Raw genomic sequence first — 14298 nt, 5'->3', positions numbered from 1 at the left:
CCACTGTGTCTTGTTCCGACGCGGTACCCCGCTATCCAGGATGCCCACCCATCCACCGTGCCATCATTACCGTTCTTCGGCCGGAGGATCATGAGGGCGAACTGCTTGGTTCATGTGGCCAGCCCTGTGTGGATGCTGAACTGCGCCTGATTGATGAGTCTGGAAACGATGTGCCGCATGTTGAGCCCGGCGAAATTGCCGTAAAGGCCCCCTCTATGATGAAAAGGTATTACAACGCCGATCAGCTGAACGCTGAAATGTTTACTGACGACGGCTGGCTCCGTACGCGGGACGTGGCGATTATGGACGAGCGCGGCTTCTTGCACATGAAAGACCGTACCTCCGATATGATCATCACCGGCGGCTACAACGTCTACCCACGGGAGGTCGAGGATGTCCTTATGGAACATCCTGCGATTGCCGAGTGTTCCGTCGTTGGCACCAAAGATGAAAAATGGGTCGAGGCGGTGACCGCGGCTATTGCGCTCAAGCCCGGTCAGGAAGTTACCGAGGCAAAGCTCATCGACTTTGTCAGCGGGCGCCTGGCCTCCTACAAGAAACCAAGAAAGGTCGTCTTCGTGGACAGTGTGCCGAAGACGGCGGTTGGAAAGCTGAACCGCAAAGCTTTGCGGGATATGCTGGCGGGCTAGCCACCACTCGGTTCTGGGGAGGTTACTAACCTTGACGGCCCGGGCCATCATTGGCTCGGGCGGGTCTTCGCTCAGTTCGATTTGTTGGTGAAATCGACAGCGGCGGTATTCAATCCGTTCAAATCTGACGCACTCAAGAAGTGCTGCCCACACTCAGCCTATGACTGTCACCAAGTCAAACTGCCAAAGCCGCTAAGGCTTGGAACAAGGCATGGCGGGCGTTCGCGGCTCCCCAAAAAGGGCGGCAGCCCACCGGGGCGGTAGGTTTTCCAGTAAGCGACCGTTTCTGTCGCTCTGGTCGCTTAATCTGACGACACATCTTGAGGGAGTGCGATCTGCAACAGAAAACAGATCAGCCCGACAAGACAGTGCCGCCAGATTCAAGGAGACAGAACATGCTGGATACCATCCGATCCTGGGTGAACGAGACCAATCTGCACTTCGCAACCTCCAGGCGCCCATGCACGGAGTTCAAGGAGCTGTTTGCCGGTTATTTCCCTGAAAGTTTCCTCGCCCGGAGCTACTACGTCGAAGTGCCCGAAGTACCGTTGCCACCGCAAGAGTATGTTTCGCAGGCAGGCCTGGATGACCTGTTTGACCGAAGTGTTGCAGGCCTGACTCTGGATGACACCTATTACCTGACGCCCTCAGCGGCCAATAACCTGCGAATTCATTTCCATGAACTGGTCCATGTGGCCCAGTGGCAGCAGCTTGGCTATCGCAACTTCATCTCTCGTTACCTGGAAGAAATTTCTATTTACGGATATGACCAGATGCCCCTGGAGCGGATGGCCTATGACCTTGATGCCCGGTTTGTTGCTGGCGGGCCGGTTGTGGATGTTCGTCAGACCGTCCGCAAACTCCTGGAAGACAACGCTACGGACGTCAGTTTGTGCAGGAATGATGGGCTAGAATAGCAATGTCGAAGCGAACCCAAGGCTGGAAGGTTGGATGCCTCTGTCCGGCTCTGTATCAACGGTAGGCGAGGATAGCGAAGTAATACTGCAGCATTGCTGCCCTCGTGCACGGTGCCGTTGAAAAGACGGTTAAATCCGTGTTGTGGGCAGGAATGCCTAAAATGGCGGTACCAGTAATTGTGGTCTGATAGCTTTTCGCTTATCTGATCCACCAGGGTAGAAAAAGAGCTGGTGCAACCAGCAATATCGGAATCTTCACCCATACCGGGAAGGCCTCCCACTCCTCCCAGCCCTCGACATGGTCGTTGAAGTAGCTGATACACAACATGGAGGCTGCAATCCAGAGCACCACATTCAGGACGAAAAGGCTAAAGATCATCGCACACCTCGCTTGATGGTGAACTGGAAAGTCATGGCATTGTGCTCACTGATCGTCAGCACGTGGATGGTAACGACGTCCTGGCTACGGTTCAGGTTGAGACGTTCCACCACCGGGTTTTCATAGCGTAATTCAATCATCCAGCGGTTATAGAAATGCTTCACCGCAGCGGTCAGGTCTCCGGTATTGGTAAGCAGTTCACAACGAATCATCGCGTCGGGTGAATGAGGCTGCTGATGGACCTGTGAATAAGGACTGAAAACCGGATCGTCGTGAATAAGTGCGTTATAAATCTCATGCTGGAAACCGAGCATGGTCGACGCGAAATCGTAGGACTGGGGGGTGAATCCATGTTCGACCAGAAGGTGGGTAAAGTCTGAGTGATTCAGGGTTACTCTCCTTTGCTTGCTGATTTGTCGGAAGCTTTACTTGGTATGGGGAAGAATCTAGCATGACGTTACGACATTTTATGTCGCCTATGGTGTCGTATAGATCATGCAAGGAATCTGCTATGTCCAACACCGCCGTTCGCTATCTCACCATGCTCCGGATGGTGCCCCGTTACCCGAAGTCGATCACTACACCCGAGCTTGCGAGCCGGCTGGAGGGGCGGGGATTCTCGGTGACCATGCGCTCCATCCAGCGGGACCTGGAAAAACTGAGTGCAGATTTCCCGCTCTTGGTGGATGAAGATTCCCGCCCTTATCGTTGGTCATTCGACCGGGATGCCACCATGGACATTATCCCGGCGCTGGACCTACCTGCAGCACTCACGTTTGAGCTTGCCAGGGCTTACCTTTCTCCCATGCTGCCTCCGAGAGCCCTCTCCCACCTGAAGCCGCATTTCGACGAGGCTCACCGCACCCTGCTCCGGGAGAAGAATCCGCTTGGCCAGTGGCCAAATCGGGTAAGGGTTATCAACCGTGGCCTTGGTGGGCAACGCCCGTCGATAGATGCCGATGTACTGGAAGCGGTGACGGAAGCCCTGCTGCGGGAATACCAATGTCAACTGACTTACCAGGCCCGGAACTGGCCAGAGCCGGAAGAAATCGTGGTGCACCCATATGGGCTAATCTTCCGCGACCCGAACGTCTATCTCATCGGTACTATCGAAGGCCGGGAAGGGATTCGCCAGCTGGTTCTGCACAGGGCGACTGAGGGGGCGGTCGTGGAAGAGCCAACGGTTCGCCCGGATGACTTCGACCTGGATCTGTACATCCGCTCCGGTGCCATGGGGATTCTCAAGTCAGAGGAACCGGTATACCTCAAGCTGCGCTGCGACAGGCCGGTGCTGAATCACTTGATTGAATCCCCATTGGGCTTTGATCAGCTGACCAGCGAGCTTGACGACAAGAGCTTCGAGATTGCCGTTACCGTGGGCGATACCCAGGACCTGCGATGGTGGCTGACGGCCCAGGCCGTCCATTGCGATATTCTGGAGCCCGCGTGGCTGCGGCAGGAGATCGAGGCTACGCTGGAGCAGGGGCTAAGGCGAGTCCGGCAGGATCCGTAACCTCTTTCCGGGCCTCCAAAACTCTGCAGTAATCGGCTGGGAGAGGTGGATTATCCGAGACGCCGCAGCGCCTCTTCCCGGGCAACATTCCAACTGGCATCGTCCGTAGGTAACCCATTGGCACCAAGCGGAGGTACTCCAAGCTTTTCGCGGCGTGAATTTACCTCGGCGGTATAGTCCGCACTCATGGGATTGATTCCCTGGCGGCGGTCATTGGCGTCAGCAATGGAGTCCATCATTGCGTCGTACTCTTCCGGAAACAGCTCGAAATGAATCTTGTTGATCATCTCCTCGAGCTGGTCCAGCTTGCGGCTTTCTTCCTCAGATAGTCCTTTGCGTTCCTCGATGCGCTTCTTGAGCATTTCTTGTTCAGCACGGTTCATCAGTTTCTCCCTGATCATTAGTCGGTTCAAATGATAGAACATCAGTGCGACGCCTTGTGTCGCAACCGACCGATATATTGCCGAGGATGGCAGACGAAGGGTACATTTTCCCAATGTAAACAAGAGTTACATTTGATTGGAATTAGCCCTAAATTCAAGCACTATTGCTTAAAATACGAATTAACTGCAGCCTAACCTTTCGTAACCACCAAAACAGGCTGAGCAAGAACGACCTACCAGGCAGGGATGAATGATGTACGACCTGATCGGCGATATTCATGGCCACGCAACCGAACTCAAAGCCCTCTTAACCAAGATGGATTACCGCGAAACAGACGGTGTGTGGCAGCACCCGGAGCGCATAGTCATCTTCCTGGGGGATTTCGTTGATCGCGGACCGGAGCAGGTGGAAACCGTTACCATTGCCCGTAACATGGTCGAGGGCGGCCAGGCTCTGGCTGTGATGGGCAACCACGAGTTCAACGCGGTGACCTGGGCCACGGCTGACCCGCAAAACCCTGGTGAGTCTCTCCGCCCCCATATCGATAAAAACCTGAAACAGCACAGAGAATTTCTGGAACAAGTTGGCGAGGGTAGCGAACTACACCACAGCATGATTGAGTGGTTCAAAACCTTGCCGGTTTATCTGGATCTACCGGAATTCCGCGTAGTCCATGCATGCTGGCACCCGGGACACCTGGCGGCGATCGCCGATTACACCGATTCAGACAACCGGCTGCTGCCGGGTGCCTGGGAAGCGGCAAGCCAAGAGGGTTCAGCGGCTTATGAGGCGATTGAAACCCTGCTTAAAGGCCTGGAAGTGCCGCTACCGGGAGATCACCACTTTTTTGACAAATATGAGCAAAAGCGCACCAATATCCGCACAAAATGGTGGCGGCAGGGTGAGTTAACCTACCGTGACTTGGCCATGGTACCCGGAAATGTAATCAACCAAATTCCCCATGAACCGGTGGCAGCACACGTTTTGCCGGGGTACGACGGCAAGAAGCCGGTGTTTGTCGGGCACTACTGGATGTCCGGAAAGCCGGCGCCTTTGAGTAAGCACGTAGCATGCCTTGATTACAGCATCGCGGGTGACAATGGTGGAAAGCTCTGTGCTTATAGGTGGGGTGGGGAGAACGAACTCACCGAGGCAAGTTATTGCTACGTCAGTCGCCACAGGTCATAAAAATTCAATCAAAAATAGGAAATAGAAATGGATTTTGTCAGTTTGCTTTCGCATCTACTTCCTGACTTTACTGCCTTAGCAAATGGCACACCGCAAGGTCTGGCAACGCTTTTTTGGCTGTTGATGATTTTCATATTCGTGGTTGCAGTCATTGCCGTCACGCGCCATTTTTTGCGTTTCAAAGGCAGGTTAAGCTCACTCAAAACCCTCATTGCTGATCAAGATAAACAATCACTTGCGAGCAGCCGTCGTGAAGTTTTGCAAAAAGCTCTGGGGTTAAAAAAAGAGGATGTTGGCAAGGTGTGGCGGGAGTTTGATGAAAGCCTGGTAATTTCAGGTGATCAAAAGGCGCTATTCAACACCTTGGATGCTGATCATTTCTTTAATGCGAGAACGCTTGCTCCTGGTCTTACAGGAAGTCGTCTACTTGCCGCGACGCCAAGCTTTTTAGTGGCAATCGGTGTACTCGGTACTTTCGTCGGCTTAACGGTCGGTCTGGATAGCTTGAATTTGAGTTCTCGCTCCGACATCCCCGAACTTCGTGATGGCATTGATCGACTCATTCAGGGGGCAACTGTTGCCTTTATGACCTCTGTCTGGGGTGTTGGTCTTAGCTTGCTACTCAATATGATTGAAAAGTTTATGGAGCGCTCTGCATTATCGAAAATCAAGTCGATACAGCAAGAAATTGACTTTCTCTATCCAAGAATACCGGCAGAGCAGTCTTTGGTGCACATTGCTGATAGTAGTCGGGAAAGCAAGGAGGCATTACAGGAACTCCATGAGCGTATAGGTGACAGGTTACAGGAAAGTATCAAAGGCGTTTCCGATTCGATGGAGGAGGCGTTTAGCACCGCGTTGAACAAGATCATGGCACCTGCTATCGAGTCTCTGGTTAACAATGCAAGCCAGCAGTCAACTCAGATCCTCGAGCGATTGGTCGGCGATTTCGTTGAGGGTGTAAGCGGTGCAGCGAGAAACCAGGGGGCATTGCTGGAACAGGCGGCCTCGGATGTGAATACTGCCGTCACAGACATGAGCTCCCAGCTTGAAGAACTCTTTACGAAACTTAACGAACAACAAGAAAGACAGCTTGAAAGTTCTCGCCAGCAGGCCGGTCGTTTTGATGCGCAGATAGCTCAGGTTGCGGACTCTGCCTCAAGCAGTCAAAAGGCGCTCGAGGACAAATTCGGTCAGTTGATGGCAAGCTTTACGGAAAAGGTGGAGGCACAGCTGGAGGCTGCCGACCAGCGAGCTGAGCGGGCATCAGAAGGGTCTTTGAAGCGCGAGCAGCAAATGGAACAAATGTTTGCGGGCCTGACAGAGCGAATGACGGAGAGCCTCAAGTCACAGATCGAAGCGGCAGATGAGCGAGAAAATCGCAGACAAGAACGCTTCAGGGAGCAGAGTGAGCAAGTCGCTGATCAGCAAAAACGTCTGCTTAACGAGATTGCAGAGTCTGTTAAAACAACTCAACAACAAAGCATTGAGTTGGCCGACCAGCATCGAGAGACCCTTGAACAGCTCGCCAAGGTGACAAGTTCGATATCCGAGAGCAGCAAACATCTGGACAGCAGTTCGAATCAGCTCGGCCTTCTCAGTTCTCAGGTAAAGCAAGCAACGGATGTTTTGGGCACAAGGATGTCTGAGGTTCTGTCTGTCATAGAGTCGGCTGGCGAACAGAATGGAATTCTCTCTGATCGTTTGAGCGAGCAATCAAGATTGCTTGAAGGCTTGCAAATGTCGATTCGCGAGAGCGTTGAGCAGTACGGCAATGCCGCAAAGCTAACCAACGAAGGTTTCGCAGAGCTCAAACAGCATCAGCAGGAATGGTTGAGATCAATAAAGACCGAATTCAGCGGACTATCCGAGAATCTGGCCGGGCAGGTCTCTGAAATCGAAAAGCAGGCAGAATCCTGGCTCTCCAGCTACTCCTCACAGGTGAATCAGCAAATCGAAGACCGCATGGAAAAATGGAATGACAGTTCCCGAGCCTATGCAGATTCAATGCTCCGAGTCGTAGAGAATATGAACAGTATTCTCGATGAGTTGGAGGCGCGCTAATGGCATTGCTCCGTTCTTCGAAGCATGTGTCGGTGGATGAAGAAAACCCATACTGGATGTCCTTCTCCGACATTATGTCTGGGTTACTTGTGATTTTCATCCTGGCCTCAGTGATTTTGATTCTTCAATTGATGGAGCTGCGGGAGCAAGCAGAACAAGAGCGGGAACGTTTACAGGACCAAGTCGTAGAGGTTGAGGAGGAAATTAAACTGCTTCGAAAGGCGGAAGAGGTTAGAAAAAATATACTAACAGAGGCCGCAGAAATCCTCCAAAAACGGGGTATTCAGGTAGAAGTCAGTGAAAATAGCACCGTTCTCAGGATTCCAAACCAGTTACTGGGATTTGATACCGGCGCGGACCAAATCGGACAACAATATCAGGATACTGCCCATGAAATAGGAGAAGTGCTTCGACAACTGATCTCCCAGGAAAATCGCTCAGACTATTTAGACACAGTTTTCGTCGAAGGACACACCGATAGCCGGCCTTTTAACGGGAGGCTCTGCGGAGAGAAGGGCAATTGGTGCTTGTCGACCTTCAGGGCCATCTCGTTATGGCAATTCTGGGAACGTGCACTTCCAACCGGGGCCAAGCTTAGCAGTCTGACGAATGGTGAAGGAAAACCGCTATTTTCTGTAAGTGGTTATGCAGAAACCCGGCCGGTGGTAGAAAACCAACGAACCGAGGATGATTACAGTAAGAACCGCCGTATCGATATCCGGTTTACAATACGGCGGCCCAGCAGTGAGGACTACGAGAAGGTCCGTGATAAGGTGGAACTGACTCGATGAGGCTACCTCGGCTTCCAGAGCTGAAAATGGAGTGGCCGGATTTGGTCGAATCCGATTGGGCCACGCTTATTGCTAAAACAGAAACGTTTGCCCAATCCATGGGTGGTGGTAGCGCTTTTGACTCGATGTGCGAGCGCATTACCAAGGCGATACGCCGTGGTGACTTCAATGATATCTATGATGTGCTAGAGAAGAGGATCGGAGGTCGGGCGTTAACCTGGTTGTGGTGCAATGACTCAGAAATCCGACAGCTCAGTTGCAGAGCATCTGTACTACGTACTTTGGTTGATCTTCAGAAGCCGAGACTAACGCGCACGACATTTCTCCAATTATGCCGGTTGTACTTCCAGGAGTTCGACCAGTTGGAAAGTCTGGAAGAGGGGCTTTTTGGGAATTTGGAGTCTGTTCTTGGGAACCAGAGTCAGAAAATGCCGCGGTATAAAAATGTGCAGGTGTCCAAAGATCCGATTGTTTCGATACAAGAGAATATTGATTGGATCCTCGGTATCAATGGGCCCGCTCGCTTGTCTCAACTGGCTCGTGATAACGGCGAAGAGCTTGAACAGAAGTTTTCGGTACTTGGATTGGTAGGTTATGACGATGGACGATATGGAGACCTTTGTCGCGCTCATTACTACTTAGAGACTCTTAAAGACATAGAGGTTGGCCACTGGGATCCCATTTTTGATGAGTTGTTGAAGCCATCTGTCAATCGGGCCCCGTTCGGTGATGGCAAGCGAATAGGTCATGTTGCGCTTGAGGTGATCATAGATCGAGCTGGCCGCGAGGTTTCGGAAGACTGGCAGGATTTTGTCCTGGGAATTGCGGGTGATCCTCGTATTAAGAGCTCTGCGGCCAGTTATCAGGAATGGTGGAAGCCTCTGGGTAATGCGCGCGTCGAAAAAGTGAGGGGCTGGCTTTCCAGAGAGGATCTCAAACTCTTTTTGCAGGCGCTGGAGCAGTATGGAATTGAGAGTAGAAAGGCAGATCTGCAGCGAATGTTTCCAGCCCGTAGACGGTTCCTGGAAGGGCTCTATAATCAGAACCTGATTCGCAACACCCGCCTGATGCTTGGACGGGCTGCAGAAGAAGTTGTTAAGAGGCTTTTGGGAGACGATATCAAAACCAATTTCGCCACATTGGACGGGGTGCTCTCTGATAAAGCGATTATCTACGTTGACTGTGGAGATTTTTATCTTGTAGAGGGGTCGCATAACTTCAAGATCTGGGTATATCTTGCCCCGCCAGGGAAAATCGTTCCGTCTTATGATTTCTCATCCTTTACTCATGGTGAGCTAACCCATCTAACGCCTGCTCAATATCGTGCAATGTATGACTTACCTTTGGAGGCTGTGACTCATAATAGGAGCTGGCAGTCCAAGGTAATTAACTTTCTATCGGAACATGGCATTGAGCTAGATATCGAATCACTGCTGAGTCCAGAAGATTACCGGGGTCACCTCTCCATATACGGATACCCCGTAGTAGAAACTCCAAAAGCAAGGGTCCCAGAACCGAAGGAATTGCCGGGCCATCTGAATGTGCTAGCCCCATCTCAGGTTCAGAAGCGTTCACCTCCGACGTTTGAAGAGTTATTTGCAGAGAGGTCTCCGGCCAATGCTGTCGATAGATTTTTACGAGGTCGACCAAGCGTGCCTCATTCCGAGCGCAGGAGCACTTCTCGACACCGGGAACCCAGCCCTCCGCATTCGAATGGTCTCTCCGATCAACATAAAACGGTACTTGGTTACCTGGCTCACAATCCAAATGTGAAAGCACGGCATGTTGCGGCGCTACTTGGTTTTCCTCTTAAAGAGATCGTTGCAATGTTTGCAGGCCCCCTGGCGCCCTATGTCGAAAGGAAAGACATGCATACCTGGGTAATAAAGTCGGAATTCATCAACAAGTTTAAATAAAGAGGATTTCTATGGGCCTGTTCGACCTTTTGCGTTCAATGGTGTCTGGGGAAAAAGAGGATGTTTCCGGGCAGGCGGGCTTTGATTTACGTGCAGATTCCACAGGTGTCTTGTTCTTTGTGGAACTTGAGAAATTCGCCGCGTTAAAACAGGGTGAGGGATCCGCCCTCCAGAAAATGCAGCTCATTGCCCTTCGTATGCTCGAAGAGCAAGGCCTCGCGAAACCCATGGCAAATGGCTACCACATCGGTGCAGAGAGTGTAGCTGGCCTTGATGATGAGCAGGCAAAAGTTTTGGGTCTGCCACAGAGATATCCGGGAGAGTTTGACACAGATATTAGTGGGCGCACGGGCAACAGCGGATTTCGTGTAAACCTCTCTGCCGTGATCGAGGGGCAACACTCGCCATTTATCAGAAAAGGCCCCTTTCTCTACCTGACCTCCGCGGAGAAGTATCGTCTTACTCCATCTGAGCTGTTCGCACTGACGGCTCTGGAGCATCACAAGCAGTTGCCGCCGGAAAATAAAGGTGAGGGCGCTAACTTGCGTCTGATGGCTGAGCTTCAGACGGCACAACGTAATGGTGTGAAACTGGACCTCGGTCACTTCGAAAAGCTCGATGTGGTAGTTCCTGAGGGTATAGGGGTTGTCGCAACCAGAATGCCTGACGGCAGCCTTTTCCTGAGTCCCAGTCTTGGCGACGGCACGCCACCGGAAGAGCTAGGTAGGAGATGGGATCAGCTTGATTTTAATTCAGATACTGGCGGCGCGCTGCGGATAGGAAAGCGTGTGGTCCTAATGGAGCCGGAGAAGATTGAAGCGGTTAAGGAGGTTTTTGGCAACCGCAGGATCCCGGCAGATAAGGTAAAAGAGTTTATTGAAACCCCTGGCGCCTTTCTGGACGCCTCTCTGGTCAACCTTGAGCTTGGTTTTTCCGTTCGTGTTGAGGGAGTGGGCAAGCTCCAGCACATGGAGTTTGGCGACCTTGATGCCAAGAAGCAGGACTGGTTTGCGCTTGATAAGCTCCCTGCGCCACCAGAAGCGTTACCCAGAGTGATTCAGTCAGAGGAAGATCTGGCTCAGTTCCAGGACACAGTTGAAGCTGCGTGGGGGCAGGGAGCTGAGACTCTGACTTTCAATGGCGAACCCATTGATATCTCGGACCGGCAGCAAGTTTCAGCGCAGCTTGAGCAGATTACTGAGAAACTTCGAAGCCCACAGACCTTTGCTGAACCTCAGGATGGTGATACCCCGGCCAAAAAAGAAAAACTCAGCCTGGTATTGAAGGAAGCCGCAGAATTGCACGAAGAACTTCGGCAAAAAGCGGGCGAATTTAAAGGGAATACGGAGCCCGACTGGGATCTGTACGCAAGGCGGCCATTTCCCCATCAGAAGGAAGGCATATCCTGGATGATGGGCCTTATTGAGCAGGCACGTAATGAAGAACGGGATAATCTCTACCGCCTTCAGGGCGCATTATTGGCTGATGATATGGGGCTCGGGAAGACCTACATGAGCCTCGTGGCCGTCGGTGAATACCTGAGACACCAGAAGGAATCCGGCAAACAGGAGAAGCCGGTCCTGGTCGTGGCGCCTCTTAGCCTTCTCGAAAACTGGGAGGACGAAGTGGGCGTCACCTACAATGGAATTCCCTTTAAAGACATTGTGGTGTTGCAGTCCGGCAGGGACCTTGCCAAGTACCGAGTCAAGGGAGAAAAGCGGGAAGCCGCTCAAATGGCCGAGCTTTTGGATAGCGACCAGGTATTGGATGAGGAAGCCATTCGTTACGCGTTGCATATCGGCCCGGATGCGGGTGCCAGACGTCTGGATCAGGAACGCCGCCTGGTACTTGCAACTTACCAGACACTTCGTGACTACCAGTTTTCTCTCTGCCGCATCGACTGGGGCATGGTGATTTTTGACGAAGCCCAGAACATCAAAAACCCGAATACCCTGCAAACCCGAGCAGCAAAAGGCCTGAAATCAGACTTTAAACTCCTCGCAACCGGTACACCGGTAGAGAACAGTCTGGGTGATTTCTGGTGTCTTATGGATACAGCCCAGCCCGGACTGTTGGGAAGCTGGACAACCTTTCGGGATACTTGGGTAAAACCCATACTGAGTGCCGATGAGGAGAATCGGGACGCAGTGAGGGCAAAGCTCGGACAAGAGCTACGGGAAGCGGTTGGGCCATTCATGTTGCGAAGGGTTAAGGAAGATCAGTTGACCGGCCTGCCGTCAAAGACCATACGATGCGGTGTGCCACAATCAGATCAAGGCAATTTGGTTTATACCTCCGACCTGACAAGCACCATGACGGGTTCCCAACGCCGAGCTTACGATGATGTGCTAAAGGGCTACCGTGAACAGCATGCGACTGAAGACATGCGGGGCAAGGCACTGGCTGTTCTGCAGCAGCTGAGAGAGATTTCCCTTCATCCCCGGCTCCGACATGAAGCCGAGCTGATGACCAATGACGGCGATTCAGCAAGAACAGTGATGACCGAATCTGCCAAGTTGGCAGTGCTCCTTGCCTCACTGGACGCAATTAAAAGCAAGGGCGAAAAAGTCATCCTGTTCATGGTCACCAAACGGCTACAAAGGCTGCTGAAATTGTGGTTGGACCAGATCTATGGCCTCGATATCGCAATCATTAACGGGGACACCGCAGCCGTCTCCAAGAAATCAGATGTGCTCAGCCGCAAACAGCTCATTACCCAGTTTGAGGCGGCAGAGAGCTTCAACGTGCTGATAATGTCCCCGGTCGCTGCAGGCGTAGGACTTACCGTTGTGGGGGCGAACAATGTCATTCATTTGGAGCGGCATTGGAACCCGGCAAAGGAAGCTCAAGCATCAGATCGGGTTTACCGGATAGGGCAGGAAAAGCCAGTAAACATCCATTTGCCAGCCATATTGCACCCGGAATTTGACTCCTTCGACGTCCATCTCGACCGACTGCTGCGCGGCAAGCTAATGCTCAAGGACGCGGTTGTGACTCCTGAAGCCGTCTCAGAGACTGAAGTAATGAAATCGATGGGCCTGTAATTTCTTCAGATCTGGCTTTTGTTTTTAAAACCGAAAATTAGGGGGGATTACCGGGTATGAAAAGAGAAGACGGTGGTGGCGGGCAACAAACCGGTTTGATTCAAGACGGGGAAGTACGTCGGGGGTTAATCATCGCCCAGCCCTGGATCGGAAAAATTCTGCGGGGTGAAAAAAACTGGGAAATGCGCAGCTCCCAAACCTCCGTCCGCGGGCCTGTTGCTTTGATTGAAAAGGGGACCGGCACGATCACGGGCATAGCGACTATCCAGGACTCCATCGGGCCATTGTCGTTTGAAGAGATTTTTGACAACGAAGACAAGCACCGCGTGGGCCCAGAAATCTACACGCGAGATGATTATAAGTGGAATCATGCGTGGATTCTGGGGCAGGTAACTTCTCTCGCCAAACCGATAAGATACAGACACAAAAGCGGAGCGGTAATCTGGGTCGAGCTCGATGACCTGGCCAGAAAGGAACTAAAGTGCCAGCTCACAAACACCGAATCAGCTTCACTGAAACGTCCCCCTGCCAGTGCGGCTGTGGCAAGGCAAAGTGTTACTCCTCAAATTGATCAATCAGTTCCGTTCGCCCGTGATGGTAGCTGGTTCTGCCAGAAGGCATGTAGCCGAAACGGCTACTACACGGTCGGCGAGAAAGGCGCTGAAAAGCGTTTCCCCGATTACAGATCAGCGCTCGATTACTTGAGAAAAATGCCAACAGCTAAATGGCGACGACCTAACCCCAAAGGCAACTGGGGAATTGTGAGTGCGGTGCGCTGGGGGTCACCGGATTAGAGCTGGGCAAAGATCGCCATCGCAATTAGTTCAGATCTGCAAATACCCCGATAAATCAAATAACTAAGGCACCAAATTTTACAAATCCACCCTTCCCCTTTGCACCAATCTGACGCATCATCACCGCAATAACCAAAATGTAATGTCATATAGAGCGACAAGGGATGTCGGCCCCTCTGGTTAGCATCCGCCCAAGAAAAAGTCGCTACAGCTGCAGGGATCAGGCATGCAAACACTCTACGCACCGGGTGCCCGGGTGCTTATCCGGGACTGCGAATGGATCGTCCGCCGGGCGGACGCCAGCGACGACGGCGGTTACGTGCTCACCGTGGATGGCCTGTCGGAACTGGTGAACGGCAAAAGTGCCCGCTTTCTTACCAAGCTGGAAGAACAGGCCGATGCCATCCGCGTTCTGGACCCGGCAGAAACCCGCTTCGAGCAAGACCTGACCCCCGGCTTTGAAAAAAGCCGCCTGTTTATTGAAACCCAGCTGCGCCAGATCTCCCCGGCGGATGAAAAAATCCATCTGGGCCACAAAGCGGCCATGGACCCGGTGCCCTATCTGCGTATTCCGGCGAACGTGACCGGTCATTCCGGGGATCGTGACCGGTTTGCACACGGCCATCACGCTGGAGTCAGTTTTGTACTTTGAGCGGTC

13 protein-coding genes are annotated in these 14298 nt (G+C 52.3%); 10 read left to right on the top strand and 3 right to left on the bottom strand.

Going from position 1 to position 14298, the window contains the following annotated elements; genetic code table 11:
• Window positions 1-5 precede the first annotated feature (5 nt).
• The gene (locus tag BM036_RS15705; RefSeq protein ID WP_281247032.1) at window positions 6-650 is read left to right on the top strand and encodes a class I adenylate-forming enzyme family protein; all 645 of its coding nucleotides are present in this window, start codon (window positions 6-8) and stop codon (window positions 648-650) included.
• Window positions 651-1045: 395 nt separating this feature from the next.
• Complete coding sequence (locus BM036_RS15700; protein ID WP_091854114.1) at window positions 1046-1567, top strand: hypothetical protein; 522 nt, start codon at window positions 1046-1048, stop codon at window positions 1565-1567.
• 199 nt (window positions 1568-1766) lie between these two features.
• Here BM036_RS15700 and BM036_RS15695 read toward each other — a convergent pair whose 3' ends face one another.
• Window positions 1767-1946, bottom strand: a complete 180-nt coding sequence (locus BM036_RS15695) for a hypothetical protein (RefSeq protein WP_091854112.1) — start codon at window positions 1944-1946, stop codon at window positions 1767-1769.
• A complete protein-coding gene (locus BM036_RS15690; protein ID WP_218144825.1) occupies window positions 1943-2158 on the bottom strand; it encodes a hypothetical protein in 216 nt (71 codons plus the stop codon). The genes BM036_RS15695 and BM036_RS15690 overlap by 4 nt, the downstream gene beginning before the upstream one ends.
• A gap of 299 nt (window positions 2159-2457) precedes the next feature.
• Between BM036_RS15690 and BM036_RS15685 the strand changes: the two genes are divergently transcribed.
• Complete coding sequence (locus BM036_RS15685) at window positions 2458-3459, top strand: helix-turn-helix transcriptional regulator (RefSeq protein ID WP_091854108.1); 1002 nt, start codon at window positions 2458-2460, stop codon at window positions 3457-3459.
• A 50-nt stretch (window positions 3460-3509) separates the two neighbouring features.
• Here BM036_RS15685 and BM036_RS15680 read toward each other — a convergent pair whose 3' ends face one another.
• A complete protein-coding gene (locus tag BM036_RS15680) occupies window positions 3510-3842 on the bottom strand; it encodes a hypothetical protein (protein WP_091854167.1) in 333 nt (110 codons plus the stop codon).
• Between the two features lie 250 nt (window positions 3843-4092).
• Between BM036_RS15680 and BM036_RS15675 the strand changes: the two genes are divergently transcribed.
• The 7 genes from BM036_RS15675 to BM036_RS15645 all read left to right on the top strand — a co-directional run bounded on the left by BM036_RS15675 (window position 4093) and on the right by BM036_RS15645 (window position 14292).
• Window positions 4093-5031 carry a metallophosphoesterase gene (locus BM036_RS15675; RefSeq protein ID WP_245742674.1) on the top strand — a complete coding sequence of 313 codons (939 nt, stop codon included), beginning with the start codon at window positions 4093-4095 and terminating at the stop codon, window positions 5029-5031.
• A 27-nt stretch (window positions 5032-5058) separates the two neighbouring features.
• Window positions 5059-7095 (top strand): anti-phage ZorAB system protein ZorA, encoded by a 2037-nt coding sequence (zorA, locus tag BM036_RS15670; RefSeq protein WP_091854105.1) that lies wholly within the window; start codon window positions 5059-5061, stop codon window positions 7093-7095.
• A complete protein-coding gene (locus BM036_RS15665) occupies window positions 7095-7886 on the top strand; it encodes an OmpA/MotB family protein (protein ID WP_091854103.1) in 792 nt (263 codons plus the stop codon). Before zorA ends, BM036_RS15665 begins: the two co-directional genes overlap by 1 nt.
• 26 nt (window positions 7887-7912) lie before the next feature.
• A complete protein-coding gene (locus BM036_RS15660) occupies window positions 7913-9802 on the top strand; it encodes an EH signature domain-containing protein (RefSeq protein ID WP_177186081.1) in 1890 nt (629 codons plus the stop codon).
• A gap of 11 nt (window positions 9803-9813) precedes the next feature.
• A complete protein-coding gene (locus BM036_RS15655) occupies window positions 9814-12846 on the top strand; it encodes a DEAD/DEAH box helicase (protein WP_091854099.1) in 3033 nt (1010 codons plus the stop codon).
• A 56-nt stretch (window positions 12847-12902) separates the two neighbouring features.
• On the top strand, window positions 12903-13640 hold the full coding sequence (locus BM036_RS15650) for an ASCH domain-containing protein (protein WP_091854097.1): 738 nt from the start codon (window positions 12903-12905) through the stop codon (window positions 13638-13640).
• A gap of 226 nt (window positions 13641-13866) precedes the next feature.
• Window positions 13867-14292: a hypothetical protein gene (locus BM036_RS15645; protein WP_091854095.1), complete on the top strand. Its 426-nt coding sequence runs from the start codon at window positions 13867-13869 to the stop codon at window positions 14290-14292.
• Window positions 14293-14298: the final 6 nt, after the last annotated feature.

The organism is Marinobacter segnicrescens (assembly GCF_900111555.1).
GTDB lineage: Bacteria > Pseudomonadota > Gammaproteobacteria > Pseudomonadales > Oleiphilaceae > Marinobacter > Marinobacter segnicrescens.
The sequence above is the reverse complement of the archived record's forward strand: the minus strand, read 5'-3'. Positions and strand labels throughout refer to the sequence as shown.